Raw genomic sequence first — 26,702 nt, forward strand, 5'->3', positions numbered from 1 at the left:
AATGTCGAACTGGGCGATCGCGCCTACCCCATTCATATCGGCACCGACCTGATCGGTCAAACGGCGCTGTTTGCGCCGCATATCGCCGGTTCGTCCGTCACTATCGTCACCAATACCACCGTCGATCCGCTCTACGGCGACACGCTGCGCGAGGCGCTTGCGCCGCTCGGCAAGCAGGTCTCCACGGTCGTGCTTCCGGATGGCGAGGCGTACAAGAACTGGGAAACGCTCAATCTGATCTTCGACGCGCTGCTGGGCGCGCGGGCCGACCGCAAGACCACGCTGATCGCGCTCGGCGGCGGGGTGATCGGTGACATGACGGGATTTGCCGCCGCCTGCTATATGCGGGGAGTGCCGTTCATTCAGGTGCCCACCACGTTGTTGGCGCAAGTGGATTCGTCGGTGGGCGGCAAGACCGGCATCAATCATCCGCTCGGCAAGAACATGATCGGCGCGTTTTATCAGCCGCAGGCGGTGATCGCCGACATCGGCGCGTTGCGTACGCTGCCGCCGCGCGAACTGGCTGCCGGCGTCGCCGAAGTCATCAAGACCGGCGCGATTGCCGACGCCGCTTTCTTCGACTGGATCGAGGCGAACGTCGAAGCGCTCAATGGCTGCGAGCCGCAGGCGCTCGCGCAAGCCGTCAAGCGCTCGTGCGAGATCAAGGCCTCAGTGGTGGCCGCGGACGAACGCGAAGGCGGTTTGCGCGCCATCCTCAATTTCGGTCATACCTTCGGTCACGCAATCGAAGCCGGGCTCGGCTATGGCGAGTGGCTGCATGGCGAGGCCGTCGGCTGTGGAATGGTGATGGCGGCGGATCTCTCGGTGCGTCTCGGTCATCTCGACGAAGCGGCACGCAAGCGCCTCGTGGACGTGATTACGGCCGCGCATCTGCCCACGCGCGCCCCGGCGCTGGGCGAATCGCGCTATGTCGATCTGATGCGCGTCGACAAGAAAGCCGAGGCGGGCGAGATCAAATTCATTCTGCTGAAGCGTTTCGGTGAGACGCTGATCGGCCCGGCGCCCGACGCCGCAGTGCACGCCACCCTGGCCGCTGCCGTCTGAGCGCGGCGAGCCTGGGGCCTGGCGCGCCGCCCACGATTCGGAGAAACCGGTGAACGAAAGGCGCAGCGACACCCTGAATGACCGCACCGGCGCCACCTCTCCGGGCGCAGCGCCGGTTCTGCACCTGAGTCCCACTCCGGCTGCACTCGAAGCGCATCTCGCACCCTATGCGGCCCATTCCGCGCAATCGCGCGGCCGCCGCCATGCCGAGCCGCCGCCCAGCGCCCGCACCGAGTTTCAGCGTGATCGTGACCGCATCGTCCATTCGACTGCGTTCCGTCGCCTCGAATACAAGACGCAGGTGTTCGTGAATCACGAAGGCGATCTGTTTCGCACGCGCCTCACGCACAGCCTGGAAGTGGCGCAGATTGCGCGCTCCGTCGCACGGAATCTGCGGGTCAACGAGGATCTGGTCGAGGCCATTTCGCTCGCTCACGATCTGGGTCACACGCCATTCGGCCATGCAGGGCAGGACGCGCTGAACGACTGTATGCGCGAGCATGGCGGTTTCGAGCACAACCTGCAAAGTCTCGCCGTGGTCGACGATCTGGAAGAGCACTATGGCGCGTTCGACGGCCTGAACCTGTGCTTCGAGACCCGCGAAGGCATCCTGAAGCACTGCTCACGCGAAAACGCGCGCCGGCTCGGGGCGCTAGGCGAACGCTTCCTCGAAGGGCGGCAGCCGTCGATCGAGGCGCAGATCGCCAACGTGGCCGACGAAATCGCATACAACAATCACGACGTCGACGATGGGCTTCGTTCGGGTCTGCTCACCGTCGAACAACTGGCACAAGTCGAGTTGTGGCAGATGCACTACGAGGCCGCGCGCAATGATTTTCCGCAGATCGAAGGACGCCGGTTGATACACGAAACGGTGCGCCGGATCATCAATACCTTGATCGTGGATCTGATCGACACGACGACCCGCAATCTGCTGCAGCACGCACCCGCTTCGCTGGACGACGTGCGCGCGGCACCACCGCTGGTCGCGCACAGCGAAGCGGTTGCCGCGCAAGCGGCAGCGCTCAAGCGCTTCCTTTTCAAGAACCTCTACCGCCATTACCGCGTGATGCGGATGGCAAACAAGGCGCGCCGCGTGGTGGTGGGGTTGTTCGACGCGTTTTCCGACGATCCGCGGTTGCTGCCGCCGTCGTATCAGTCGTCGGATGCAGCTACGCAGCCGCGTCTGATTGCCCACTACATCGCAGGAATGACGGACCGCTATGCGCTCAAGGAGTATCAGCGGCTGTTCGTGATTGCGGACAACTAGTGCACGCCAGGTCGCTCAATCATGGCGCCGGGGTTCGACAACCCACGGCGCGGCTCGCGCAGGGCAGTCTAGCCGGCTCCGCTTAAGGCCGGAGCCGAAACTCCGCATCAGATCAGCATCCAATGCGCAAAAGCGCAGCCGCGCAAAAGGCGCACCGACGACATTACCAGCACGCCGACGCCGTCATTCCACGCGAGGTGCGCCTTTAGCGCAGGGTGCCGCTTCAGCGGGCGCGCGCAAACAAGGCGCCGGCAATCAGTGCGATGCCGCCCACGATCGCAATCGTCTGCCACGGATTTTCGTGCACGTATTCGTCGGCGTCCGCGAGCGCGACCTCGGCGCGTTGACGCACGGCGTCGCGGGTGTCGTTCAGGCGTTCGCGCGCCACATCGAGGCGCTTGCGCAACTGGGCTCGCAGAGCCACGGCGTCGGCTTGCGTGCCGTCGGCCAAGGTGTCTTCGAGCTCGGACATCAGCGAGCGCAATTCGCCTGCAATGTCTTCTGCCGCGTGGCGGCTGTGACGCGCGATGCGGCGCGCACGGCGGCTCGTCGTAGTCCAGGATTCGCCGAGGGCATCTCGCGTATTCGGTAGTGCGGTCATGGTCGCTCCGTCGTTGGTAGATGAAAGGGCCCCGCATAACGACGCGGGAAACACCATGTCACGCAACTTCGATGCCAAACGTCAGACGACGCTCCAAATCCGCGGCAAACCCGCATCGCGCGAGGCGGCGTCCCGATGCGGCGGCATAATTTGCGGCGGACCGGCCGCGGCCTTGGTCATATTTACAAAGAGGCCGTCAAAAACGCCGGTCCACATGCAGTTGTGCCGCATAAAAATGAAAATGCCGTCACGCATAACGTCACGGCATTGTTCAAGCCCCCAAAAACCGACTAACCTTAGGGCTGGTGCCCGGAAGTACTGTCAGAAGCGATAACCGATACTGGCGTAGCTGACGATCGGGTTGAGCCTGATCTTGGTCTGCGACTGTACGTTGAGCGTTCCGACGGGCGTCTGGGCGGCAGTGTTCAGCTTGGCGGTGGTGCTGAGCGGCAGATAGGACAGCGAGATGCTCGCAAACCAGTGCTGGTCGATGTTGAAGTTGAAACCGGCATTAAACACGGGCTCCCACGAACTATCCGTAGATACGGTGGTCGGACCATGCAGTACCTGCGCCTGGAACGTACTATTGGTGATGTGCTCGTCGGTAAACCAGATGCGGCTGACACCTACGCCCAGAAAAGGACGGAACCGCGCTTCCGGCGCATTGAAGTAGTACTTGAACAGCAGGGTCGGGCTCCACTGTTTTGCTTGACCGAGTACCCCGTATTGCGAGTAAGAGGCTGCACCGTCCAGATTGAATTTCGGCGGGACGCCCATCACGAATTCGGTTGCGATATGGTCCGTGACGAAGTAGCCAGCGGTGAAGCCAAGGGTGTCGGCGCTATCGAGTGTGGCGCCGGTGTTGGGAAGTGTGGCGTTGACAGGTGAACCGCCAACGTTTGTCTCCTTCAGCGGTTGACTACTGGACTGGGGTGCGAGATGAAGCCAGCCTGTCGTGACATAAAAGCTTCCGGCCGATTGTGCGTGGGCTGCCGTCATGCAGGCAAGCGCCGCGATCCCCGTCATGGCCTGTTTTAATTTCATATATGTGCTCCTCCAAAAAAGGCCCGCTCATTATGAACACAACGTTTGAAACAAACCATACGCGGCGGTTAGAGCTTTCTCCCTAAGCGCCGCGTGGTTTCTGGCTCAGCCGCGCCCCGCCGAATCGTACGGGCGTGCGGCTTTTCGGACCTTCGGGTATATACCAACGCGACTATTGGATACTCCAGCATGGCACGGCTCGCACGTCTTTATGTCCCCGACCAGCCGCAACACGTGATCCTGCGCGGGCTCGATCAACAGCCCGCATTTGTCGACGACCAGGATTACGAACTCTTCATCGATTGCCTGAAGGCGGCTTCACGCGACCATCACCTCTCTATTCACGCTTACGCGCTGATGCCGGGCGCGGTGCAATTGCTCGTCACGCCAACCGAAGAATCGAGTTTGCCGAAGGCGATGCAGGCGGTCGGTCGCCGCTATGTCGCACACTTCAACCGGCGCTACTCGCGGCGCGGCACCCTGTGGGAGGGGCGTTATCGCGCAACGGTGATCGAAGGCGAGCGGTATTTCCTGCTGGCAAGCCGTGTGGTGGAGATGTGTCCGGTGCGCCTCGGCCTGGTGAGCACGCCCGAGGACTATCGCTGGTCGAGCTACAGGCATCACATCGGGCTCACCCTGGATAGTCTGATCACGGACCATCCGCTGTACTGGTCGCTCGGCAATACGCCGTTCGAACGGCAGCGCGCCTATCGCGAACTGTGCGAGCAACCGCTCGACGAGCGCGAAGCCAGCCAGCTGCAACAAGCCACCCTCAAGGGTTGGGTGCTGGGCAGCGATTCCTACCGCGAATGGGCCGCGCGGGCGGCGAACCGGCGTGTCTCGCCGCTGCCGCGCGGGCGGCCGCGCAAGGTTCGGGAAACCCCGCAGACCCAATAAAATCCTTTTTGGATCAAAGCTCTGTGCAAGAAGCGGCATCATCGCATGCCGCTTTTTTGGCCATCCAATTGATATGGCACCATTAAAAAATAGGTGCAATGCACCAACTTGATAATAGGGGTCACACCATCACGTTTTATTTGCTATTCCCTTGATTCGTCGCGTATATTCCGATTTCCGGCAGTTGCGGCCAGTGCCGCCGCCAAACTGCCTGCGCAGGTGCAATACACACTGCGGGCAACAAAAAATGGTTCAACGGCCTTCCCCGGCCCCCTCACAGACGGTGTCCCCATGAACGACCATCAGCAACCGACGTCCCCGGTCCCCGCCGCCCAAGGTCTCTATGACCCGCAAAACGAACATGACGCCTGCGGCGTCGGCTTCGTTGCCCACATCAAGGGCAAGAAAAGTCACGAAATCATCCAGCAGGGCCTGAAGATTCTCGAGAATCTCGATCACCGGGGCGCCGTTGGCGCTGACCCGCTGATGGGCGACGGCGCCGGCATCCTGATCCAGATTCCGGACGGCTTCTATCGGGAAGAAATGGCCAAACAGGGCGTGACGCTGCCGCCCAACGGCGAGTACGGCGTCGGCATGATCTTTTTGCCGAAGGAACATGCGTCGCGGCTGGCCTGTGAGCAGGAGCTCGAACGGACGGTGAAGGCTGAGGGCCAGGTCGTGCTGGGCTGGCGCGACGTGCCGGTCGATCATTCCATGGCCATTTCGCCCACTGTCAAGGCGAGCGAGCCGTTGATCCGCCAGATCTTCATCGGGCGTGGCAAGGACATCATGGTGACCGATGCGCTCGAACGGAAGCTGTACGTGATCCGCAAGACCGCCAGCCACCGCATCCAGGCGCTCAAGCTCAAGCATGGCAAGGAATACTTCGTGCCGTCCATGTCGGCACGCACGGTGGTCTACAAGGGCCTGCTGCTGGCGGGCCAGGTCGGCGTGTACTACCGCGACCTGCAGGACGACCGTACCGTGTCGGCGCTTGCGCTCGTGCACCAGCGCTTCTCGACCAACACGTTCCCGGCGTGGGAACTGGCTCACCCTTACCGGATGATCGCCCACAACGGCGAAATCAACACGGTGAAGGGCAACGTCAACTGGCTGAACGCGCGTACCGGCGCGATCGCGTCGCACGTGCTCGGCGACGACCTGCCGAAGCTGTGGCCGCTGATCTATCCGGGCCAATCGGACACCGCCTCGTTCGACAACTGTCTCGAACTGCTGGTGATGGCCGGTTATCCGCTCGTCCACGCCATGATGATGATGATCCCGGAAGCCTGGGAACAGCACACACTGATGGACGACAACCGCCGCGCGTTCTACGAATACCACGCCGCGATGATGGAGCCGTGGGACGGCCCCGCCGCCATCGCCTTCACCGACGGCCGCCAGATCGGCGCCACGCTCGACCGTAACGGCCTGCGCCCGGCGCGCTATATCGTCACGGACGACGACCTCGTGATCATGGCGTCGGAGGCGGGCACGCTGCCTATCCCCGAGTCGAAGATCGTCAAGAAGTGGCGTCTGCAGCCGGGCAAGATGTTCCTGATCGATATGGAGCACGGCCGCATCATCGACGACAAGGAACTCAAGGACAACCTCGCCAACGCCAAGCCGTACAAGAGCTGGATCGACGCGGTCCGGATCAAGCTCGACGAAATCGAGCCGAGCGCGGAAGACGTCGTCACGGAACGCCGCGAAGCCGCGGCGCTGCTGGATCGTCAGCAGGCATTCGGCTACACGCAGGAAGACCTCAAGTTCCTGATGGCGCCGATGGCGCAAGCCGGCGAGGAAGCCGTCGGCTCGATGGGCAACGATTCGCCGCTGGCGGTCATGTCCAACAAGAACAAGACGCTCTATCACTACTTCAAGCAGCTGTTCGCCCAGGTGACGAACCCGCCGATCGACCCGATCCGCGAAAACATGGTGATGTCGCTGGTGTCGTTCGTCGGTCCGAAGCCGAACCTGCTGGACACGAACAACATCAACCCGCCGATGCGTCTCGAAGTGTCGCAGCCCGTGCTCGACTTCAAGGACATCGCGAAGATCCGTGCCATCGATCAATACACCGGCGGCAAGTTCAGCTCGTACGAGCTGAACATCTGCTATCCGGTGGCATGGGGCAAGGAAGGCATCGAAGCGCGTCTGGCTTCGCTGTGCGCGGAAGCCGTGGATGCAGTGAAGTCCGGCTACAACATGCTGATCGTGTCGGACCGCAGGACCGACCGCGACAACGTCGCGATCCCGGCGCTGCTCGCCACGGCCGCAATCCACACGCACCTCGTGCAGCACGGTCTGCGTACGAGCGCGGGTCTCGTCGTCGAAACCGGTTCGGCACGTGAGACGCATCACTTCGCGTTACTCGCGGGCTACGGCGCGGAAGCCGTGCACCCGTACCTCGCCATGGAAACGCTGGCGCAGATGGCGGCCGGCCTGAAGGGCGACCTGTCGGCGGAGAAGGCGGTCTACAACTTCACCAAGGCAGTCGGCAAGGGCCTGCAGAAGGTCATGTCGAAGATGGGCATTTCGACCTACATGTCCTACACCGGCGCGCAGATTTTCGAAGCCGTCGGACTCGCGGAAGATCTGGTCACGAAGTACTTCAAGGGCACTTCGTCGAAGGTCGGCGGGATTGGCCTGTTCGACGTCGCGGAAGAGGCGATCCGTCTGCACCGCGAGGCGTTCGGCGACAACCCGGTACTGGCCACCATGCTGGATGCCGGCGGCGAGTACGCGTACCGCGTGCGCGGCGAAGAACACATGTGGACCCCGGATGCGATCGCCAAGCTGCAACACTCGGCACGCAGCAACTCGTATCAGACGTACAAGGAATACGCCCATCTGATCAACGATCAGACGAAGCGTCACATGACGTTCCGCGGCCTGTTCGAGTTCAAGTTCGATCCGACCAGGGCAATTGCGCTGGACGAAGTGGAACCGGCGAAGGATATCGTCAAGCGTTTTGCGACGGGCGCGATGTCGCTCGGCTCGATCAGCACCGAAGCTCACGCCACGCTCGCCATCGCGATGAACCGCATTGGCGGCAAGTCGAACACCGGTGAAGGCGGCGAGGACGCGAACCGTTATCGCAACGAACTGCGCGGCATTCCGATCAAGAACGGCGACACGATGAAGTCGGTGATCGGCGACGAAGTGATCGTCGACATCCCGCTGAAGGATGGCGACTCGCTGCGCTCGAAGATCAAGCAGGTGGCGTCGGGCCGTTTCGGCGTGACGGCGGAATACCTGGCTTCGGCTGATCAGATCCAGATCAAGATGGCGCAGGGCGCGAAGCCGGGCGAAGGCGGTCAGTTGCCGGGTCACAAGGTGTCCGACTACATCGGCAAGCTGCGTTACTCGGTGCCGGGCGTGGGCCTGATCTCGCCGCCGCCGCACCATGACATCTATTCGATCGAAGATCTGGCGCAGTTGATCCACGACCTGAAGAACGTGAACTCGGCTTCCAGCATTTCGGTGAAGCTCGTTTCGGAATCGGGCGTCGGCACGGTGGCAGCCGGTGTGGCAAAGGCGAAGGCGGATCACGTCGTGATCGCCGGTCATGACGGCGGCACGGGCGCGTCGCCGCTGTCCTCGCTCAAGCACGCGGGCACGCCGTGGGAACTGGGTCTCGCCGAAACGCAGCAAACGCTGGTGCTGAACCAGCTGCGCGGTCGTATTCGCGTGCAGGCCGACGGGCAGATGAAGACCGGCCGCGACGTGGTGATCGGCGCGCTGCTCGGGGCGGACGAATTCGGCTTTGCGACGGCGCCGCTCGTCGTCGAGGGCTGCATCATGATGCGCAAGTGCCATCTGAACACCTGCCCGGTCGGCGTCGCCACGCAAGACCCGGTGCTGCGCGCGAAGTTCAAGGGCCAGCCGGAACACGTCGTCAACTTCTTCTTCTTTGTGGCTGAAGAAGCGCGCGAAATCATGGCGCAACTGGGTATCCGCAAGTTCGACGACCTGATCGGCCACGCTGAACTGCTCGACATGAAGAAGGGCATCGAGCACTGGAAGGCGAAGGGTCTGGACTTCTCGCGCGTGTTCTATCTGCCGCAAGTGTCGGCGGAAGTCGCACGCAAGCACGTGGATGTGCAGGACCACGGCCTCGAGAAGGCACTCGACCACACGCTGATCGAGAAGGCCAGGGCGGCCATCGAGAAGGGCGAGCATGTCTCGTTCATCCAGCCGGTGCGCAACGTGAACCGTACGGTCGGCGCGATGCTGTCGGGAATGATCGCCAGGAAGTACGGCCATGACGGCCTGTCCGACGACTCGATCCACATCCAGTTGAAGGGCACGGCCGGTCAGAGCTTCGGCGCGTTTCTTGCGAAGGGCGTGACGCTGGATCTGGTCGGCGACGGCAATGACTACGTCGGCAAGGGCCTGTCGGGTGGCCGCATCATCATTCGTCCGACTAACGATTTCCGCGGCAAGTCGGAAGAAAACATCATCTGCGGCAACACGGTGATGTACGGCGCGATCGAGGGTGAAGCGTTCTTCCGCGGCGTCGCAGGCGAGCGGTTCTGCGTGCGTAACTCGGGCGCCACGGCGGTGGTCGAAGGCACCGGCGATCATGGTTGCGAATACATGACGGGCGGCACGGTGGTGGTGCTCGGCGAAACGGGCCGGAATTTCGCGGCCGGCATGTCGGGCGGCATCGCGTTTGTGTTCGATCCGGACAGCACGTTCGCGGGCAAGTGCAACAAGTCGATGGTCGCGCTCGAACCGGTGTTGCAGCAGGCCGAACAGGAGCGCACGGTCGACAAGGGCCTCTGGCATGCAGGCGAAACGGACGAAGTGCTGCTCAAGGGCCTGATCGAGCGTCATTTCCAGTTCACCGGATCGCCGCGTGCCAAGGCACTGCTCGAAAACTGGGATGCGTCGCGCCGTCAGTTCGTGAAGATCTTCCCGACCGAATACAAGCGCGCGCTGGGAGAAATGGCTGCGAAGAAGGCGAGCAAGGAAGTGCTCGCCGCGTAAAGCTCAAGCCATCAGCGAAACCCTTTAGATGACGGTCCCGCCGCCCTCGTGTGCGGCGGGCACCGATACCCCCACCTGTACAGATAGATAAGAGAACCACATGGGCAAGGCAACCGGTTTTCTCGAGTTCGAACGCCGCCACGAGGCGTACGAAGCTCCGCTCACGCGTGTGAAGCACTACAAGGAATTCGTTGCGGCACTGACCGACGACGAAGCGAAGATTCAAGGCGCACGTTGCATGGACTGCGGCATTCCGTTTTGCAACAACGGCTGCCCGGTGAACAACATCATCCCGGACTTCAACGACCTGGTGTTCCATCAGGACTGGAAGAACGCGATCGAAGTGCTGCACTCCACGAACAATTTCCCGGAGTTTACGGGCCGCATCTGTCCGGCACCGTGCGAGGCCGCGTGCACGCTCGGCATCAACGACGATCCTGTCGGTATCAAGTCGATCGAGCACGCGATCATCGACAAGGCATGGTCCGAAGGTTGGGTCGAGCCGCAGCCGCCGAAGCACAAGACCGGCAAGAAGGTCGCGGTGGTCGGATCGGGCCCCGCGGGTCTCGCAGTCGCGCAGCAACTCGCGCGCGCGGGGCACGATGTGACGGTGTTCGAAAAGAACGACCGGATCGGCGGTTTGCTGCGTTACGGCATTCCTGATTTCAAGCTGGAAAAGTGGCTGATCGACCGCCGCATGCGGCAGATGGAAGCGGAAGGCGTGACGTTCCGCGCCAATGTGTTCATCGGCAAGGATCCGCTGCCGGCGCACATCGGCAACACGGCGAAAGAAACCGTCACGCCGGCTGAACTGAAAGAGCAGTTCGACGCGGTGGTGCTGTCGGGCGGTTCGGAAACGCCGCGCGATCTGCCGGTGCCGGGCCGCGAGCTGGAAGGCATCTACTACGCAATGGAATTCCTGCCGCAGCAGAACAAGGTCAATGCGGGCGACAAGCTCACCGGCCAGTTGCTCGCCAAGGGCAAGCATGTGGTGGTGATTGGCGGCGGCGATACGGGTTCTGATTGTGTGGGCACGTCGAATCGTCATGGCGCGAAGAGCGTCACCCAGTTCGAACTGCTGCCGCAGCCGCCCGAAGAAGAGAACAAGCCGCTGGTGTGGCCGTACTGGCCGGTGAAGCTGCGCACGTCGTCCTCGCACGAGGAAGGCTGCGAGCGTGATTGGGCGGTGGCGACCAAGCGTTTCGAGGGCAAGAACGGCAAGGTTGAGAAGCTGATTGCCGTGCGCGTCGAATGGAAGGACGGCAAGATGCAGGAAGTGCCGGGCTCCGAATTCGAAATGAAGGCCGACCTGGTGTTGCTGGCGATGGGCTTCACGCAACCGGTGTCGCCGGTGCTCGAAGCGTTTGGCGTCGACAAGGATGCGCGCGGCAACGTGCGTTCCTCGACCGAGGGCGACAAGGCGTATTACACGTCGGTGGACAAGGTGTTCACGGCGGGCGATATGCGGCGTGGCCAGTCGCTGGTGGTATGGGCGATCCGTGAAGGACGTCAGTGTGCGCGCTCGGTGGATGCGTTCCTGATGGGGCATTCGGAGCTGCCGCGCTAAGTCTTCGTTCAGGTCCCGCGCCGCGCGTGCCGGGACATGAAAACCGTTGCAGGACAAGGTGGAGACGATAAGGCGGTAACGAGGGCCGGGCACCCGCGAGGGCGACCCGGCCTTTTTATTGGGCGGGCGGTGGTGAGGCAGGCCGCGGATAATATCCGGTCGGGCCGGATTTGAACGAGGAGCGACGCCACGATGCGAGCCACGGAGACGTCAGGAATGGAAGGCTGGCAGCGCTGTTTCATCGCGTTGGCGCCGGACACCGCGACGCGTGACGCTTTGGCGGCGTTGCCGGTCGCCTTGAGCGCGCGCCGCGTGCCGTACGACCAGTTGCATCTGACGGTGGCCTTCATTGGTTCGTTGACACTTGCGCAGGGCGGCGCATTGGCGGCTGCGCTGGCGGGGCGCAGCGTACCGCTGACGCCGACGCGGGTGCTGTCGATCGAGCACTGGCCGGGCGCGGCGCGTCCGCGCTTGACGGTGGCGACGCTGGCGATGTCGGACGAGTTTGCGACGCTCGACGGGGCGGTGCGATCGCTGATGGTCGAGCAGGGCTTACCGGTGGATGCTCGCGCGTTCCGACCGCACATCACGCTGGCGCGCTTCGGACGAGACGCGGCGGCGGTGGACCACGCCAGGCAGCCGCCGGAGAATTTACTGGCGAGCTTCGAATCCCTGATCCTGTACTCGAGCACGCTGGCGAGGCACGGCGCGCGCTACCAGGCGCTGGCGACTACGGCACTACGGTGAGAGAAAGAGAACACAAAAAACCGAGCTCAGCGAGGTAACGGCGGGGGCAAACCCAACCGCCACGCACGGAGTGCGTAGGCGGGATGAATGAGCCCTGTGTCACGAACGGGGGCTGTGCGAGAGACGATCTTGTCTCGGACCACTGTGAGGCGGTTCCAGCGGGGGCCAACCAGGGGCTGGCGGTGTGAGCCCGCTTTCTTTGCCTACTTTCTTTGCGGCGGCAAAGAAAGTAGGTGCCGCCCCGCACAGGGGCGAAGCTAATAAACCGCTAAGACAACAAGGAAAGGCCAACGCCGTAAGGCATCCAGCGCAGGCGCAACACCAACAGACCAAAAGCAAATCAAAAAAAGGCCAAAAACCAACAGCACGCCGCCGCCCGCGGCGCCCCAATTTCCGTCCCTTACAGACTCCTACCTTGTAACCCATCAGTGAGTTCTGCCCGGTACACTTCGCCGCGGCGCTGACCACTCTCTGCCGCTCCGTTCGACCTGAAGCGAAAGCGCCCATACCAATACATTCAATGGATTTCACCGCGAAGCTTCGTTCACCTGCCACAGGCTCGGCCCAGACTTACCGGCCAGGCGTCGTGACGGCCGCCGAACCAGGGTCGCGCCGTGCGTTTCTGAAGGGCACGGCGAGCGTGCTCTTCATGTCCGGACTCGGCAGCGCGTTGTTGTCGGCGTGCGGCGGGGGCGGCGCGTCCGCGGATCTGCCCGACACGCCGCGGCTTGCTTCGGTGGACAACTTCCGCGACGTCGGCGGAGCAGGCGGCGGTTATCAGACCGTCGATGGCCGACAGGTGCGGCGCGGCGTGTTCTACCGCTCGAATGCGCTGACCTTGAGCGCGGCGGACAAGGCGCTGATCGAGACACTGAAGATTGCGAGTGTCTACGACCTGCGCACGCCCGGCGAGATTGCGCGCACGGCCGATGTCATGCCGGTCGGCGCGGCCTATCTGAACATCAACGTAACGGGCACGCCGGACGAAGTCATGCCGCCGGCCGACATGCAAGACGGCGTGCTCGCCTGGATGGAAAGCGCGGAGCGCGATTACGTCCTCGGCGCGGCACAACGGGCGGCCTTCGGCGCACTGTTGTCGCAACTGGCGAACACACCTGGCGTTCAGCTGTTTCATTCGAGCGCCGGCAAGGATCGCACCGGCTGGGTCGCGGCCATTCTGCTGAGCATCGCGAATGTGCCGTTCGACATCATCATGCAAGACTATCTTCTGACGAATACGTATTCGGCAGCATCGATCAACGCGCAAATCGCGGCGATCCAGACTCAGGACGGTGCCGCGGCGGCGACGTCGGACGCGCCGCTATTCGGCGTTCAGGAAAGTTTTCTACAAGCGGGCTTCGATCAGGTGCAGTCCAGCTACGGCACCATGTCGAGCTATCTGACGATGGGCCTCGGCTTGTCCCAGTCGATCATCGACACGTTGCACGATCGCCTCGTCAGCTAGGCCGGCAAAAAAAGCGGCCCGCCCAGCAGGAGCAGGGCAGACCGCAAGAGGGGCCATCGAGGAAGCCCGCGCAGACTATACGTGCGCGCGCACACCACAAGCCCTCCCGGTAAGACTGCGTAAGTGCGAACCAGTGTTACGCGAGCGCGTGTCCGACAGGCAGTGCGATGCGCACGCACAAGCCGCCGTCCGGATGATTGAACACGTCGCAGCGGCCGCCGCGATCGTGTGCAAGCCGCGCCACGATCGCGAGTCCCAGGCCGCAGTGGCCCTCGCCGCCACGTGCCGCGTCGAGCCGCACAAACGGCTTCATCGCCGCGGCGATGCGATCGTCGGGGATGCCCGGGCCATGATCGCGCACGCTCACGATCCAGTGCCCGTCGTCAGACGCGGTCGCAATGTCGACCGGGGGCGCGCCGTGTTCGAGCGCGTTGTCGACCAGATTCGTCACCAGCCGGTCCAGCAGCGTGCGCGGCAGCGTGAAATGTGGACCCGCACGCAGATCGAGACTGAAGAGTGGCGCTTCGGTGTCCGCTTCGGCCGGATCGAACGGGTCGGCCGCATCGGCGGCGCTGAACTGTTCGCGCAGGAAAGCTTCCACTTCGACGGGCGGCCCGGCATCCGCGGACTGCCCGGCAAACTCCAGAAACTGCTGGACGATATTGGTCAGCGAATCGACATCGCGGATCAGACCGGCGCGCTCGTTTTCCGCTACCAGCACGCTTGCGCGCAGCTTGAGCCGCGTGAGCGGCGCCTTCAGGTCGTGCGCGACGCCGGCCAGCATCACCGCCTGGTCGTCACCGGCTTCATTCAGGCGCCGCATCATGTCGTTGAATGAACCAATCAGGTCGCGCAGCTCGCGTGGGCCTTGCACGTTGACCGGCTCAGGACGGCCGCCCGAACCGAACGCGCGCGCGGCTTGCGCGACGCGCGTGAGCGGCCGCTGCATTTGCCACACGGCCAGCAACGACAGGATGACTGCGGCGACCAGCATCGAAACCGTTTCGATGATGAAGCGCGGGCGCGGCGGAATATCCACCGGCACCACGACCCACAGCGACTTGCCGGGAAAGCGCACCCACAGGCGCGGCGGCCGCGCGTCGTCGACTTCGATCTGGGTGCCGGCAGGCAGGCGCGGGCGCAAGTGCTGGCTCAGTTCGACGAACTGCTTTTGGGTGGGCTCGCGCAGATGAATGCTGGCGGGCATGTTCCAGGTCGGCACCAGATGCACGCGCATGGCCGGCGCGAGATCCGCGCTCTGCACGGGTTCACCATTGGCCGCCTGCAGCATCAGCAGGATGCCGCGCGCAAAGCCGTCCACTTCGTGGTGAGGCGGCTGCATGACGACGAGGACGAACCAGCCAGCCTGAATTGCCAACAATACCGCCGTCGAGAGCAACGCCATTCTGCCGAACAGCGTGTTCAACGGGTTTTTCATGAGTCGGCCGCAGCCTCGATCGAGAAGGGCGTGCCATCGGCATCGGGCACGAAGACGTAGCCCTTGCCGCGCACCGTCTGCACATAGCACGGGCTGGACGGATCGTCTTCGATCACCCGGCGCAGCCGCCAGATCGGCACATCGAGGCTGCGGTCGCGAAAGGCGAGGTTGTCGCGGTGGATCAGATCGTGGATCAGCACGCGCGAGAGTACCTTGTACGGATTGTTGACGAAAATCTTCAGTAGCGCGAACTCACTGTCGCGCAGCGCGAGCCGCGTGTTGTCGCGCGACAGCGTACGCGTGGCGAAGTCGAGTTCGAACGGCCCGAAGCGATACGGCTTGCGGGCTTCGGGCGCGCTCGTGGTGGACGGCCCGCGCCGGCGCAGCACCGTCTGGATGCGGGCGAGCAGTTCGCGCGGATCGAAGGGTTTGGTCAGATAATCGTCGGCGCCCATCGACAGTCCGACGATGCGGTCCGCCACGGTGCCGCGCGCCGTCACGAAGATCACCGGAATGTCGTCGCCGGCTGCGCGCAGCGCAGTGAGCGCGCGCAGGCCGTCGGTGTTCGGCATCATGATGTCGAGCACGACGACCGAAGGCCGCTCTCGTTCGAGCCGGCGTTGCAAATGTGTGCCGTCGTGGAGCACGGAAGCATCGAACCCGTTCGATTGCAGAAAGCGGCAAAGCAGATCGCGTACAACCGGGTCGTCGTCGACAATAAGGACCTGTGGATTCATGGCGAAATTCTAGACTGGCGCGCCCGGCAAACGGCCGACTGTTTTCTTACCAACACTTACGCGCTAACGGAGCGCCCCGGGGCGGCCTCGCCGTATCCGGCGCAAAGCCGCGCCCTGCAATGCCGGCCGTCCGGTTTTCCGCGTGTAAGGGGCCCATCCCAGGCACAGATTTGGGGGCGCATCGCGGCCGCCATTGCTTACCATCGCCCCTCGCCTGAAAGGATTTGCGGGCAATCGAAACCGCTCGTAAGAACCGCTGAAAAGCGCGCTTTCCTTCGTGCATCGTGCACGCACTCGCCGCGTGATGATTCGAGCCGTAGTACATCGCCGCCGCATTGACTGGCCTCGAGGCGCAGTGGTTTCCTCTGGTGTCCGGATGGTGCGGTTCTCGAATCAGGATCTCAAGTCACGCGAGGCACACCATGACTATCCAGAACACTCTCCGTCCCACCTCTGTTCCGCCCGTTGCGCGCCCGAAGCCGCCAGCCTTGCCGACGGTCAACACGGCCGCTCCGGAAATGCCTCCCGCCGAAGCTCCTGCGCCTGTCGCGCCGGGCGGTCTGGTCGGCAATCACGTCAACACGACCGCCTGACCTCTTGAGGCTCGACGTGTCAATTCAGACTGTTTTCAAACGGTGTTTGCGTGCGACCAGCTGGCTCGCGCTTGGCGTGCTCGTCCTGCAGCTGGACGGCTGCGGGGTCGCGGCACTGCCCTGCCGGCTGGCGGCTGCGACCCTGGACATTGTTCCGGCCGTAGGACACGCCGCAGCTACCCCATTCAACGCATGTGCCGCCGCGATTGACTGATCCATCATGACTTCCCAACCGCTCCGACCGTTCGCCGGCAGGCTGTCACGTTTGCTTGTCTGGGCGCTGTTCGCTGTGACTTCGTCCGTCGCGCATGCGGATCCGGCGGCGCGGGAAGTCACGGCGGTCAAACACTACGAGGCCGACGAGCGCCGGCGCGCTGCCGACAAGCCGTTCGAGTTTCGCGGCATTCCGCTCGGCATTACGCTCGACGAGTTTCGCGCCGGTTCGACCGTGCGCGCCACGCCCGTCGGCAGCGTGCCGATCTGCGAGACGGACGTGCTGGCCGGTTCGCTCGGCATGAGTCTGAAGACCGGTGAGAGCCTGACCGTGGCCTGCCGCTGGGCGCACCGTTCAGCCGCGGGCTGGACGGTGTCGCAAGCGGTGGTCGACGGCGCGCCGGCCGAGGATCACGTGCTGCGTTTCGCGCGTGCCAATCAGCAGAGCGGGTTGCGTCTGTTCGAGATCTCGTTCGTCATCAACGAGGTGACGGCCGGCGATCTGCGCAACGCGCTGGCTGCGCGCTACGGCGAGCCGCGTCTCGTGACGAAAACCGACGCGCCGGCGAACGGCGCGTTACCGGTGTACGTGTGGGAAAACGCCGTCAGTTCGATCACGTTGTGCTTTTTGCCGTCGACGCACAACGGCACGCTCACCTATCTGCTGAAAGACCCGGATGCCTGGATGAAATCGCTGGTCCGGCAATGGCAGGCGAGCAGTGCCGAAGCGGGCTGAGGCAACGGCCAATGAACCAGCACTGCAAAGCAGATTCGACCCGGCACTCATCCGCCTCATTTCCCTCCGGCGAAGGAATTTCCATGACCACGCTACGCCTCACGGCCACACTCACGGCGGCGCTATGGCTTGCCGCCTGCGCCGGCCATCAGGATTCGATCGTCAGCACACCGATGATGCCGCCGCTCACCAGCGCGCCGCTCAACGTCAATTCGCAGGGTGCCATCTACCAGGCCGGCGCGTCGCTGCAGCTCTATGAAACGCCGCGCGCGCAGCATATCGGCGACGTGCTGACCATCGTGCTGTCCGAGTCGTATAGCGGCAACAGCAGCGCCAATACGACGGCCAACCGCTCGAGCAGCATCACGGCGACCGCCGCGGACCAATCGACCGGTACCGCGGCGCGGCTGGCCCGCCTGTTCAACATCGGCTCGGCGAGTACCAGCTTCACGGGGCAGGGCAGCATGACCGACGCGAACGGCATGAACGGCACGCTGGCGGTTACGGTGATCGGCACGACGCCGACCGGCAATCTGCTGGTGTCGGGGGAGAAGCTGATTGCGCAGAACGGCAATCACGATCGGCTGAGACTGTCGGGCATCGTCAATCCGAAGGACATCGGCCTCGGCAACTTTGTGTCGTCGAGCAAGGTCGCGAACGCGCGCATCGAGCAGGCCGGCCAAGGCATCATCAGCGATGCGACGACGGTAGGCTGGCTGCAGCACCTGTTCCTGAGCGTGTTGACGTTCTGAGCTTCGGACTCTCTGGGCTTGACTGCCTTGGCGACGACGTTGCACGCAGACCGGCCGAGCCGGACTGCGCGCGAAGTCAGCCATGCATGAGCCGTGCGGCCAGTCGCGCAGCGACGACCCAGCCGCGTTACGCGTCGCCCAGCGCCGGTGCGCAGCGTTCGGCCGCGCCGATTTCGCCGTCCGGCACGAACACGTAGCCGCGTCCCCATACCGTCTGCACATAGCGCGGCTCGGAAGGGTCCACTTCGATCAGACGGCGCAGACGCCAGATGGATACGTCGAGACTCCGGTTGCGGTGCGCCTCGCTATTGCCGTGCAGCTTTTCGAGCAACTGCGCGCGGGTGAGCACCGTCATCGCGTGCGTGACGAACACCTTGAGCATGGCGAATTCGCTCGAGCGCAGCGGAATGCGCTCGCCGTCGCGGCGTAATTCGCGCGCCGGGAAATTCACCTCGAAGCGGCCAAAGCGATACGGCGCGCGATTTTCCGGCGCACCCGGCGCAATCGCGCCACGGCGGCGCAGCACGGTGCGGATCCGCGCGACCAGTTCGCTTGGTTCGAACGGCTTGCCGAGATAATCGTCGGCGCCGAGTTCGAGACCAATCACGCGGTCGATCACATCGGCCCGCGCTGTCAGCAGGATCACGGGAATGTCGTCGCCGGCGAGGCGCAACGCGCGCAATGCGCTGATGCCGTCCAGCTCGGGCATCATGATATCGAGCACCACCAGCGCGGGGCGTTCGTCCTGCAGCTTGCGCTGCAACGCCATGCCGTGCTCGAGCACGCTCACCGCGTAGCCGCGTCCTTGCAGATATTCGCGCACGAGGTCGCGCACGACGGGGTCGTCGTCGACGACCAGAATGGATTGGTTCATTGCGACGATCTTAAAAGATACGTTCCTGCGCTGATAGCGCGCAATGCTTTCGAAACCTTTCCCGGGTAATGGCAGGCAAGCATCAACGGAAGTCTGATGCCGCCTCGTGCGGTGTCGCCGTCAGTTGATCTGCGAGGTCTGGATGATTTGCGGACGCAAATCCTGCCGGTTGACCACCATCTTGTCGATCATGCCGTTGAGCTTGGTGGACGCATTCGAAAAGCGGTCCAGACCGAGTTCGCCGGTCTGATAGCGGGCGGTGATGAGGACGCGCCCTTGCTGGATCAGTGTCAGGTCGATCACGGCAAGATATTGCGTCGGCGTGTCGCTGAACTCGCGCTGGCCGTAGTCGACCGACGCGTTGTAGACGAGCCGCGCTTCGCAACTGGCGGGCGAGGTGCCCGGGTTGTAGACGGTCGAGCGGACCCCGCGCCGGTTCAGCGCGAGCTGCAACGCGGGGACGAAGTCGCCGACCGATACCGTCTGGTTCACTTCGATGCACACCGTGCTCACGGCAGCCGGTTCGCCGTTGACGAAAGTAGGCGACGAGTAGTTCGACGCAATGGCATAGCCGGCCTGAATTACCGAGCCGGTGGCGTCGGCGGCAGTGATGAGGGTCCATGCGCAGCCGTTCAGCCCGATGCACAACACCAGCGCCGTCGCCGCCCATGTGTAGCACCGTCGCCGCACAAACCGCGGAAACAGGTTGGTCCACTGGACGGCGGGGAGGGCGAGGGTGCGCGAGCCGATCACGATGCGATGCCTTGACCTGTCTGGTCGAAAATGAAATGCGGGAGCAGCACGCTTAGCGCGTGACGCGCAAACGCAATTCGTTGGTGCCTTGCACGCTGGCCGTGACGCTCACGCGGCGCTTGCCGTCGGTCACGATGAAATGCTGCCGGGTGGGGGTGTTCAGGTCATGCACGACGTTCGGAAAGCATGCGGCGATATCCGCGCCCAGCTCTTCGAGAGGATCGCTCACCACGCCGTCGGCCGGCCAGTGCGCGCGCCAGTGGCAGTCGTACGCGGTGGCGTTGGCGCGGCAGGCGTCGGTGCTGTCGACGCCCGGCAGGCTTGCCTCGGGTTCATCGTGCAACTGTTTGAAATCGGTGGAAGCGACGATGTGTGTCAGTGCCGGGCAGACGTCCGCCGGCTCCGCGGCTTGCGAATCTTGCGCCGCGTAGGCGCCGGCAGACAGTAGCAGGGCTGTCGCGCCGAGTGCGACGGGTGCGGCGGTGGCAATGGAACGGCTCATCCGCGTGAGTCGTTGGGTCAAGTGATGGATGCTGCGATCGATCGACATGTGCGGGAAGTCCGGTAACGGTGAATAACACGCGGGCTTCGAGAGCGATGAACTGCTGATCCGCTCATCCGCTCATGGTGAGCCCGCCTGCCAATCGTCGCCGCACAGGGCCGTTTTCAAAGCACGGAACAACCCGAACGGTCCGCAAATCCTTGCAAACCGTTGTCGCGTATTTCAGGATCTTTCGAGGCCTGGAATCAGGCCGGAGTGGGGTGCGGGCCACGGGTGCCGAAGCCGGCACCCGTGACCCGGACGACGCGATCGGGCGACCGCGCCGCTCAGGCGGCGACCGCTTCGCCTGCGCGCTCGACCTCGAGCGTTTCTTCGTGGAATGCCGCGAGCGATTCGCGGTGCGCGACGCTGACGATGGCCGCCTGCGGCAGCCGTTCCGTGAAGAGGTGATAGAGGCGCGCTTCGTTCGCTGCGTCGAGCGCGCTGGTGGCCTCGTCGAGGAACAGGTAGTCGGGCTTGTGCAGCAGCACGCGCGCGCCCGCGAGACGCTGCTGTTCACCCGGCGACATGACGCGCGCCCAGTGCGCCGATTCTTCCAGACGGTCCGCATAGGCGTCGAGGCGGCAGGTGCGCAGCGCTTCGCGGCATTCTTCGTCGGTATAGGTGTCGGCCGAGGACGGATAGGTGAGCGCTGCCTTCAGCGTGCCGATCGGCATATAGCTTTGCTGCGGAATGAACATCATGCGCGCGTTCACCGGCGCGTCGATTGAGCCGTCGCCGAACGGCCACAGTCCGGCCAGCGCGCGCATCAACGTGCTCTTGCCGGAACCGGACGGCCCGCGCACCAGCCAGCGCGAACCCGGGTTGATGGAGATATCGCGGATCTGCGAGAGCGCTTCGCCATTCGGTAGCGCGAGCGTGAGGCCGTCGGTGGTGAGCGTGTCGGCGTCGACGAAATGCAGATTGATGCCGCCATGCGCCGTGGCCGGAGAAACGGACTCTTTCAGATGCGACGCATGCACGACCCGCTTGAATTCGCGCAAACGGTTCACGGTAGCGCGCCAGTCGACCAGGCTGCCGTAACTGTTGATGAACCACGAGAACGAATCGCTGACGGTGCCGAAGGCGTTCTGGATCTGCATCAGCACGCCGAACGTGAAAGCGCCGGCGAAGTAGCGCGGCGCGGCGACCGCAATCGGAAAGATGATCGCAATCTGGCCGTAGAAACTCAGCACGAAGCTCAGGCGCTTGGTGTACTTCATGACGCGCCACCAGTTGTCGCGAATGCGCTGGAAGACGTTCAGTGCATTGGCGCGCTCGGTCGCTTCGCCATCGTAGAAGGCGATCTGTTCGGCGTTTTCGCGCACCCGGATCAGGCCGAAACGGAAATCCGCCTCAACTTTCTGTTGTTGATACGTGATCGAAACGAGCGGGTGACCGAGCTTGTGGATGAAGAACGAACCGCCCAGCGCGTAAAGCGCGGCGACCCACACCATGTAACCCGGAATGGTGATCGGCACGCCGCCGAGCGTCACGCTCAGTGCGCCCGCAAGGCCCCACAGGATGGTGACGAACGAGATCAGCGTGACGACCGTCGACAGCAGATCGAGCGACAGCGACAAGGTGCTGGTCGCGAACGACTGCAGGTCGTCGCTGATACGCTGGTCGGGGTTGTCGGCGAGCCGGTCGCGCTCGATGCGGTAGAAGGCGCCGTCGCCGAGCCACTCTTCGAGGTAGCGGGTGGTGAGCCACTGACGCCAGCGGAAGCCGAGCATCTGCCGCAAATAACGGCCGTACACGAAGAGGATGATCATGGCGAACACGATCACCGAGAACACCATCATCAGGTGTGGGAAGTCGTGCACGTTCTTGGCCTGCAGCGCGTTGTAGAACTCGCCGTTCCAGGTGTTGAACTTGACGCTCAGCCAGACGTTGGTGAGATTGATGGCGATGATCGCAATCAGCAGCGACCATGCGATCTTCCATTCTTCAGAGACCCAATAGGGCTTGATCAGACTCCAGGCGGAGACTTTTTCGTCCGGCGCTGGCGTGCTGGCGGGAGAGGTATTGGGTGTCATGACCATCCTGAAGAAATGCTGGCCCATTTGGGCTGGCCCGTCTGGGCAGGCCCATGTGGGCCGGTAATCCGGCACTGCGATTGCTTCCCGGGCAGCGTGCCCGGGAAGTAACCGTGCGATTCTGGCGCGAACGCCTTAAGCGAAAATTAATGCCTGACGCGGCAGAGCGGCGCAGTGCAAACGCGTGAGGCGTTCAGGTGCGCGACGCCTCGCGCAGGCATCCGATCGTTGCATTGTGCCAGACCGGCAAGTGCGTTCGCATCGAATTGGACGCTCGCCTGGATTTGCATGAGGGCTGGCCGCGTCGCGCCATGGACGCTGGTGCCACGCGATGCACGGATCGCCGCCCCCGGAAGGCCGCCCCGCCGGTTTGCGGCTGTCCGGCGTTTTATGGTCTAATGACCTTTCGACGAAACAGGGGTGCTTTGCATGCGGGCTGCACGCCGCGGTGAGGCTGAGAGAGACCCTTTGCACCCGATCCGGGTAATACCGGCGCGGGAAGTTTCCGGAAGTCAGTCATGCTTCCATTTCTCCGCCGGGCAGCATCCCTCAATGGGTGCGTACTTGTCCGGCCGGCCTCGCCCGCCGGTTTCGTCCTTGGGTACGTGCGCCTGTTGCCGTACGGAAAGGAAACGATGACCGCTCATTCTTCAGTTTATTGCTTCGTTGATTCCCTCGCGGTGTATTGCGCGTTGAGCGCCCAGGCGGGATGTCAATGAACGCGTTCGCTCAACCGGATTTCGCCGTCATCGGCGGTGGCTTGTGCGGCCGGCTCGTTGCGTGGCGCCTGGCCGGCGCGGGGCATCGCGTGGCGCTGTACGAGCGCGGCGACGCCGCCGGTTCGCAAGCCGCCGCGTGGGTAGCCGCTGCGATGCTGGCGCCGCTCGCCGAAGCGGCCAGTGCCGAGCTGCTGATCACCCGTCTTGGCGCAGCCTCGCTTGACGCATGGCCCAAACTGCTGGCCGAGCTCCCGGAGCCGGTGTTTTTTCAGCGGAACGGCACCCTGGTCGTCTGGCATCACGCGGACCGCACCGAAGCGCCGCTGTTCGAACGCCGGGTGCGCTCGAACGCGCCGGCTGAGTTGCTGGATGGCGGTTTCGTCACGCTGTCGGGCAATCAGGTGGGCGCAGCCGAACCGGCGTTGGCCGGACGCTTCGCTCAAGGCTGGCTGTTGCCACACGAAGGACAACTCGACAATCGTCAGGTGCTCAGCGCGTTGGCCGCGGGTCTCGCCGGGCGCGGTGTGGAAACGCACTGGAACACGCCGGTCAGTGATGAAGCACTGCCTGCGGCACGCGTGACGATCGATTGCCGCGGCCTCGGCGCCAAGGCTGTGTTGCCGGCGTTGCGCGGCATCCGCGGCGAGGTGGCTCGCGTGCATGCGCCCGGCATCACGCTCAGCCGCCCGGTGCGCCTGCTGCACCCGCGCTATCCGCTGTATATCGCACCGAAGCAGAACGATTTGTATGTGATTGGCGCCACCGAAGTGGAAGGCGAGGACATGTCGCCCGTCAGCGTGCGTTCCGCGCTGGAGCTGTTGAGCGCGGCGTTCTCGGTCCATCCGGGCTTCGGCGAGGCGCGCATACTCGAATTGAATTCGCAGTGCCGACCGACCTTGCCGGACCACCGTCCCGCGCTGGTGTGGGACGGCGCGCAGACCTTGCGCGTGAACGGCCTGTACCGGCACGGCTACATGATCGTGCCGGAAGTCGCCGACGAAGCCGTTCGCTTCGCCGCCGCGCTGCTCGAAGGACGTATCGGCGACGCCGACGGCTTCGCCGACTGGCGGCGCGATGCGCGCTGGAGCGAACTGTTCCAGCTGGGCGAACTCGACCGCGCGGCCCGGCCGCGGGTGCCGGCATGAGCGTTGCGGCAAAACGCAGGGTGTCCGCATGCGGCATGCCCTCTACCCGGCGTACCCGCGCTAAAGATCGAACACGTATCTGAACACCATGAACATTCACATCAATCAGAAGCCGTTGTCGCTGCCGGAAGGCGCGACCGTCGCTGACGCGCTCGCCGCCTTCGGCGCGCGTCCGCCGTTTGCCGTCGCGCTGAACGGCGATTTCGTCGCGCGCGCGCAGCATGCGGCCCGCGCGCTGCAAACGGGCGACAAGCTCGACGTCGTACAACCCGTCGCCGGCGGCTAGATAAACGGCCGCACGTTGCCTCAGGCAAGGATCATCAGATGAGCTCTCCCACTCCCGCCGACGCCCTTACGCTATACGGCGAAACCTTCGTAAGCCGTGTGCTGCTCGGCACATCGCGCTATCCGTCGCTGCAGTCCTTGTCCGATTCGATCGGCGCGGCGAAGCCCGGCATGGTCACCGTTGCGCTGCGCCGTCAGATGAACGAGGGCGGCGCCGAAGCCGGCTTCTTCGATCTGCTCAAACGCCACGGTGTGCCGCTGTTGCCCAATACGGCCGGCTGCCAGAGCGTCAGCGAAGCGGTCACGACCGCGCACATGGCACGTGAAGTGTTCGCAACCGACTGGATCAAGCTGGAGCTGATCGGCGACGACTACACGCTGCAACCCGACCCGGTCGGCCTGATCGAAGCTGCCGCGCGGCTCGTGAAGGACGGCTTCAAGGTGCTGCCGTACTGCACGGAAGACCTGGTGATCGGCCGCCGTCTGCTCGACGCCGGCTGCGAGGCGTTGATGCCGTGGGGCGCGCCGATCGGCACGGGCAAAGGCGTCATCAATCCGTATGGCCTGCGCGTGTTGCGCGAGCGGCTGCCGGACGTGCCGCTGATCGTCGATGCGGGCCTTGGCGTGCCGTCCCACGCGGCCCAGGTCATGGAATGGGGTTTCGACGGCGTGCTGCTGAACACCGCGGTGTCGCAGGCGACCCATCCCGACGCGATGGCCCGCGCATTCGCGCTGGGTGTCGAGGCAGGGCGGCAGGCCTACCTCGCCGGTCCGATGGCCGAACGTGAAACCGCCCATGCGAGCACGCCGGTAGTCGGCATGCCGTTCTGGCATCAGGATGGGAGCGCCGCATGACGCAAACTTTGCCGCTGTCGGGCCGCGACCTGTTCTGGCCGCCCGCTGACGAACTCACCGAAGCCGCGGAGCGCATCCGCGCCAGCCTCGGCGATTGGCCGCCGAGCCACTCGCCGTGGCGCATCTGCCTGACCGCGCCGGACGACGCGAATGGCGGCGACCTGATCATCGTCGCCGATGGGGAGCAGCATGGCGAGCAGGTAGCGCGCTGGCAGGTGCAGGGCGCGGGCGTGATCGAAGCGGCCGCGGGGCGAGTCACGCTGCATCTGGGTGGCCAACGCTACGCGCTGGAAGGCCAGCTGGCCGAAGACTGGATTGCCGCGCTCGCCGCGTTTCTCGATTGCGGCTTTGCACCTCATGATGCGCTGGTGCTCGCGCTCGCCTGGCGCGACGGCGATGAAAGCGCCAGCGACGATGCCTGGCCGGTCGACCTGACGCGCTTTCCGCGGGTGGCCGGCTTGCCAGCGGCGCCCGTGCAGCCGTTCGCGCGCTGCCCTGAGCGCCTCGGCCTGTACCCGGTCTTGCCCACCGCCGAGTGGGTGGAGCGGGTGGTCGGCTACGGCGTGAAGACGGTCCAGTTGCGCCGCAAGACTGCGCAGCCGGGCGAGCTGGCGCAGGAAATCGCCCGCTGCGTGGCGGCGGGGCGTCAGCACGAGGCTCAGGTGTTCATCAACGATCACTGGCAGGCCGCTCTGGATGCGGGTGCCTATGGCGTCCACCTTGGCCAGGAAGACCTGCACACGGCCGACCTTGCGAGCCTCGCCGCGGCGGGAATTCGCCTCGGTCTGTCGACGCACGGCTACTACGAGATCCTCACCGCGTTGCACTTCCGGCCCAGCTACATTGCGCTCGGCGCGGTGTTCGCGACCACCACCAAGGTGATGCCCACCGCGCCGCAAGGGCTGGCGCGGCTTGCGCGCTATGTCCGGCTGCTGGACGGCGTGTTGCCGCTGGTGGCGATCGGCGGGATCGACCAGCAGGTGCTGCCGCAAGTGCTGGCAACCGGCGTCGGCTGCGCGGCCGTCGTGCGGGCGGTGACGGAGGCCGCCGATCCGGCTGCCGCCGTAACTGCGATGCAGCAAGGGTTTACGCCATAATCCCGTTGTCCCCTCTCACTGGGGACTGGGCGCGTCACGGCAGCTTTTGCACGATGGCCCTATAATTCGGCCTTCCGTGTAAAAGGATTGTCAGCTTCGTGCCTTCCTCCTCCGAGACCCTTCTCGAGCTTCGCGACGTCGACTTCGGTTATGGCGACCGGCTCGTCCTGTCGAACCTGAACCTGCGCTTCCAGCGCGGTCAGGTGGTGGCGGTCATGGGCGGCTCGGGGTGCGGCAAGACCACCGTGCTGCGTCTGATCGGCGGCCTTGTACG

Annotated in this window: 24 protein-coding genes and 1 riboswitch; of the genes, 16 read left to right on the forward strand and 8 right to left on the reverse strand. The window is 64.0% G+C overall.

Going from position 1 to position 26,702, the window contains the following annotated elements:
* Positions 1-1,065, forward strand: a 1,065-nt coding sequence (gene aroB / locus VGH41_RS21520; protein ID WP_331599597.1) for a 3-dehydroquinate synthase, incomplete at its 5' end; no start/stop codon positions are given.
* A gap of 49 nt (positions 1,066-1,114) precedes the next feature.
* On the forward strand, positions 1,115-2,335 hold the full coding sequence (locus VGH41_RS21525) for a deoxyguanosinetriphosphate triphosphohydrolase (RefSeq protein ID WP_414696695.1): 1,221 nt from the start codon (positions 1,115-1,117) through the stop codon (positions 2,333-2,335).
* 223 nt (positions 2,336-2,558) lie between these two features.
* Here VGH41_RS21525 and VGH41_RS21530 read toward each other — a convergent pair whose 3' ends face one another.
* Positions 2,559-2,936: a DUF883 family protein gene (locus VGH41_RS21530; RefSeq protein ID WP_331599598.1), complete on the reverse strand. Its 378-nt coding sequence runs from the start codon at positions 2,934-2,936 to the stop codon at positions 2,559-2,561.
* A gap of 321 nt (positions 2,937-3,257) precedes the next feature.
* The gene (locus VGH41_RS21535; protein ID WP_331599599.1) at positions 3,258-3,980 is read right to left on the reverse strand and encodes an OmpW/AlkL family protein; all 723 of its coding nucleotides are present in this window, start codon (positions 3,978-3,980) and stop codon (positions 3,258-3,260) included.
* A gap of 189 nt (positions 3,981-4,169) precedes the next feature.
* Here VGH41_RS21535 and VGH41_RS21540 point away from each other — a divergent pair, with 189 nt between their 5' ends.
* The 5 genes from VGH41_RS21540 (at position 4,170) to VGH41_RS21560 (ending at position 13,651) form a co-directional block, all read left to right on the forward strand.
* A complete protein-coding gene (locus VGH41_RS21540; protein ID WP_331599600.1) occupies positions 4,170-4,877 on the forward strand; it encodes a transposase in 708 nt (235 codons plus the stop codon).
* Between the two features lie 291 nt (positions 4,878-5,168).
* The gene (locus VGH41_RS21545) at positions 5,169-9,872 is read left to right on the forward strand and encodes a glutamate synthase-related protein (RefSeq protein ID WP_331599602.1); all 4,704 of its coding nucleotides are present in this window, start codon (positions 5,169-5,171) and stop codon (positions 9,870-9,872) included.
* A 100-nt stretch (positions 9,873-9,972) separates the two neighbouring features.
* On the forward strand, positions 9,973-11,439 hold the full coding sequence (locus VGH41_RS21550) for a glutamate synthase subunit beta (protein WP_331599603.1): 1,467 nt from the start codon (positions 9,973-9,975) through the stop codon (positions 11,437-11,439).
* Between the two features lie 192 nt (positions 11,440-11,631).
* Positions 11,632-12,186, forward strand: a complete 555-nt coding sequence (gene thpR / locus VGH41_RS21555) for an RNA 2',3'-cyclic phosphodiesterase (RefSeq protein ID WP_331599604.1) — start codon at positions 11,632-11,634, stop codon at positions 12,184-12,186.
* A 520-nt stretch (positions 12,187-12,706) separates the two neighbouring features.
* On the forward strand, positions 12,707-13,651 hold the full coding sequence (locus tag VGH41_RS21560; RefSeq protein WP_331599606.1) for a tyrosine-protein phosphatase: 945 nt from the start codon (positions 12,707-12,709) through the stop codon (positions 13,649-13,651).
* Between the two features lie 136 nt (positions 13,652-13,787).
* Here VGH41_RS21560 and VGH41_RS21565 read toward each other — a convergent pair whose 3' ends face one another.
* Together VGH41_RS21565 and VGH41_RS21570 are read right to left on the reverse strand one after the other, a co-directional pair.
* Positions 13,788-15,089, reverse strand: a complete 1,302-nt coding sequence (locus tag VGH41_RS21565) for an ATP-binding protein (RefSeq protein ID WP_331599607.1) — start codon at positions 15,087-15,089, stop codon at positions 13,788-13,790.
* Positions 15,086-15,826 carry a response regulator gene (locus VGH41_RS21570; RefSeq protein ID WP_331599609.1) on the reverse strand — a complete coding sequence of 247 codons (741 nt, stop codon included), beginning with the start codon at positions 15,824-15,826 and terminating at the stop codon, positions 15,086-15,088. The genes VGH41_RS21565 and VGH41_RS21570 overlap by 4 nt, the downstream gene beginning before the upstream one ends.
* A gap of 422 nt (positions 15,827-16,248) precedes the next feature.
* Between VGH41_RS21570 and VGH41_RS21575 the strand changes: the two genes are divergently transcribed.
* From VGH41_RS21575 to VGH41_RS21590, 4 genes are all read left to right on the forward strand, one after another.
* Positions 16,249-16,419, forward strand: a complete 171-nt coding sequence (locus VGH41_RS21575) for a hypothetical protein (protein WP_331599610.1) — start codon at positions 16,249-16,251, stop codon at positions 16,417-16,419.
* 16 nt (positions 16,420-16,435) lie between these two features.
* Positions 16,436-16,633, forward strand: coding sequence for a DUF6726 family protein (locus VGH41_RS21580; RefSeq protein WP_414696696.1), 198 nt, complete (start codon positions 16,436-16,438; stop codon positions 16,631-16,633).
* A 6-nt stretch (positions 16,634-16,639) separates the two neighbouring features.
* Positions 16,640-17,368 carry a hypothetical protein gene (locus VGH41_RS21585; RefSeq protein WP_331599611.1) on the forward strand — a complete coding sequence of 243 codons (729 nt, stop codon included), beginning with the start codon at positions 16,640-16,642 and terminating at the stop codon, positions 17,366-17,368.
* Between the two features lie 83 nt (positions 17,369-17,451).
* The gene (locus VGH41_RS21590; RefSeq protein WP_331599612.1) at positions 17,452-18,120 is read left to right on the forward strand and encodes a flagellar basal body L-ring protein FlgH; all 669 of its coding nucleotides are present in this window, start codon (positions 17,452-17,454) and stop codon (positions 18,118-18,120) included.
* A gap of 127 nt (positions 18,121-18,247) precedes the next feature.
* Here the strand turns inward: VGH41_RS21590 and VGH41_RS21595 are convergent, their stop codons facing one another.
* The 4 genes from VGH41_RS21595 to VGH41_RS21610 form a co-directional block, all read right to left on the reverse strand.
* A complete protein-coding gene (locus tag VGH41_RS21595) occupies positions 18,248-18,994 on the reverse strand; it encodes a response regulator (RefSeq protein ID WP_331599613.1) in 747 nt (248 codons plus the stop codon).
* Between the two features lie 120 nt (positions 18,995-19,114).
* The gene (locus tag VGH41_RS21600) at positions 19,115-19,684 is read right to left on the reverse strand and encodes a hypothetical protein (RefSeq protein WP_331599624.1); all 570 of its coding nucleotides are present in this window, start codon (positions 19,682-19,684) and stop codon (positions 19,115-19,117) included.
* Between the two features lie 115 nt (positions 19,685-19,799).
* Positions 19,800-20,249: a hypothetical protein gene (locus VGH41_RS21605; RefSeq protein ID WP_331599614.1), complete on the reverse strand. Its 450-nt coding sequence runs from the start codon at positions 20,247-20,249 to the stop codon at positions 19,800-19,802.
* A gap of 326 nt (positions 20,250-20,575) precedes the next feature.
* Entirely contained in the window at positions 20,576-22,327 is a 1,752-nt protein-coding gene (locus VGH41_RS21610) for an ABC transporter ATP-binding protein/permease (protein WP_331599615.1), read from the reverse strand.
* Between the two features lie 406 nt (positions 22,328-22,733).
* A riboswitch (TPP riboswitch) is annotated at positions 22,734-22,845 on the forward strand.
* Between the two features lie 197 nt (positions 22,846-23,042).
* On the opposite strand from VGH41_RS21610, the gene VGH41_RS21615 reads away from it, so the two are divergent.
* The 5 genes from VGH41_RS21615 to VGH41_RS21635 all read left to right on the forward strand — a co-directional run.
* Positions 23,043-24,191 (forward strand): FAD-dependent oxidoreductase, encoded by a 1,149-nt coding sequence (locus VGH41_RS21615; protein WP_331599616.1) that lies wholly within the window; start codon positions 23,043-23,045, stop codon positions 24,189-24,191.
* Positions 24,192-24,279: 88 nt separating this feature from the next.
* Complete coding sequence (gene thiS / locus VGH41_RS21620) at positions 24,280-24,477, forward strand: sulfur carrier protein ThiS (RefSeq protein WP_331599617.1); 198 nt, start codon at positions 24,280-24,282, stop codon at positions 24,475-24,477.
* Positions 24,478-24,515: 38 nt separating this feature from the next.
* Positions 24,516-25,331, forward strand: coding sequence for a thiazole synthase (locus tag VGH41_RS21625; RefSeq protein WP_331599618.1), 816 nt, complete (start codon positions 24,516-24,518; stop codon positions 25,329-25,331).
* On the forward strand, positions 25,328-26,428 hold the full coding sequence (gene thiE, locus VGH41_RS21630) for a thiamine phosphate synthase (RefSeq protein WP_331599619.1): 1,101 nt from the start codon (positions 25,328-25,330) through the stop codon (positions 26,426-26,428). The genes VGH41_RS21625 and thiE overlap by 4 nt, the downstream gene beginning before the upstream one ends.
* A 98-nt stretch (positions 26,429-26,526) precedes the next feature.
* Positions 26,527-26,702, forward strand: a 176-nt coding sequence (locus VGH41_RS21635; RefSeq protein WP_331599625.1) for an ATP-binding cassette domain-containing protein, incomplete at its 3' end; no start/stop codon positions are given.

The sequence above is a fragment of the Paraburkholderia sp. genome, assembly GCF_036488795.1.
Taxonomy (GTDB): domain Bacteria; phylum Pseudomonadota; class Gammaproteobacteria; order Burkholderiales; family Burkholderiaceae; genus Paraburkholderia.

Coding starts and splice junctions, on each gene's coding strand:
- VGH41_RS21535 (WP_331599599.1), bottom strand. CDS start 3,980: ATGAAATTAAAACAGGCCATGACGGGGATCGCGGCGCTTGCCTGCATG.
- VGH41_RS21550 (WP_331599603.1), top strand. CDS start 9,973: ATGGGCAAGGCAACCGGTTTTCTCGAGTTCGAACGCCGCCACGAGGCG.
- VGH41_RS21565 (WP_331599607.1), bottom strand. CDS start 15,089: ATGAAAAACCCGTTGAACACGCTGTTCGGCAGAATGGCGTTGCTCTCG.
- VGH41_RS21590 (WP_331599612.1), top strand. CDS start 17,452: ATGACCACGCTACGCCTCACGGCCACACTCACGGCGGCGCTATGGCTT.
- VGH41_RS21545 (WP_331599602.1), top strand. CDS start 5,169: ATGAACGACCATCAGCAACCGACGTCCCCGGTCCCCGCCGCCCAAGGT.
- thiS (WP_331599617.1), top strand. CDS start 24,280: ATGAACATTCACATCAATCAGAAGCCGTTGTCGCTGCCGGAAGGCGCG.
- VGH41_RS21540 (WP_331599600.1), top strand. CDS start 4,170: ATGGCACGGCTCGCACGTCTTTATGTCCCCGACCAGCCGCAACACGTG.
- VGH41_RS21625 (WP_331599618.1), top strand. CDS start 24,516: ATGAGCTCTCCCACTCCCGCCGACGCCCTTACGCTATACGGCGAAACC.
- thiE (WP_331599619.1), top strand. CDS start 25,328: ATGACGCAAACTTTGCCGCTGTCGGGCCGCGACCTGTTCTGGCCGCCC.
- VGH41_RS21595 (WP_331599613.1), bottom strand. CDS start 18,994: ATGAACCAATCCATTCTGGTCGTCGACGACGACCCCGTCGTGCGCGAC.
- thpR (WP_331599604.1), top strand. CDS start 11,632: ATGCGAGCCACGGAGACGTCAGGAATGGAAGGCTGGCAGCGCTGTTTC.
- VGH41_RS21605 (WP_331599614.1), bottom strand. CDS start 20,249: ATGAGCCGTTCCATTGCCACCGCCGCACCCGTCGCACTCGGCGCGACA.
- VGH41_RS21610 (WP_331599615.1), bottom strand. CDS start 22,327: ATGACACCCAATACCTCTCCCGCCAGCACGCCAGCGCCGGACGAAAAA.
- VGH41_RS21585 (WP_331599611.1), top strand. CDS start 16,640: ATGACTTCCCAACCGCTCCGACCGTTCGCCGGCAGGCTGTCACGTTTG.
- VGH41_RS21575 (WP_331599610.1), top strand. CDS start 16,249: ATGACTATCCAGAACACTCTCCGTCCCACCTCTGTTCCGCCCGTTGCG.
- VGH41_RS21615 (WP_331599616.1), top strand. CDS start 23,043: ATGAACGCGTTCGCTCAACCGGATTTCGCCGTCATCGGCGGTGGCTTG.
- VGH41_RS21570 (WP_331599609.1), bottom strand. CDS start 15,826: ATGAATCCACAGGTCCTTATTGTCGACGACGACCCGGTTGTACGCGAT.
- VGH41_RS21560 (WP_331599606.1), top strand. CDS start 12,707: ATGGATTTCACCGCGAAGCTTCGTTCACCTGCCACAGGCTCGGCCCAG.
- VGH41_RS21530 (WP_331599598.1), bottom strand. CDS start 2,936: ATGACCGCACTACCGAATACGCGAGATGCCCTCGGCGAATCCTGGACT.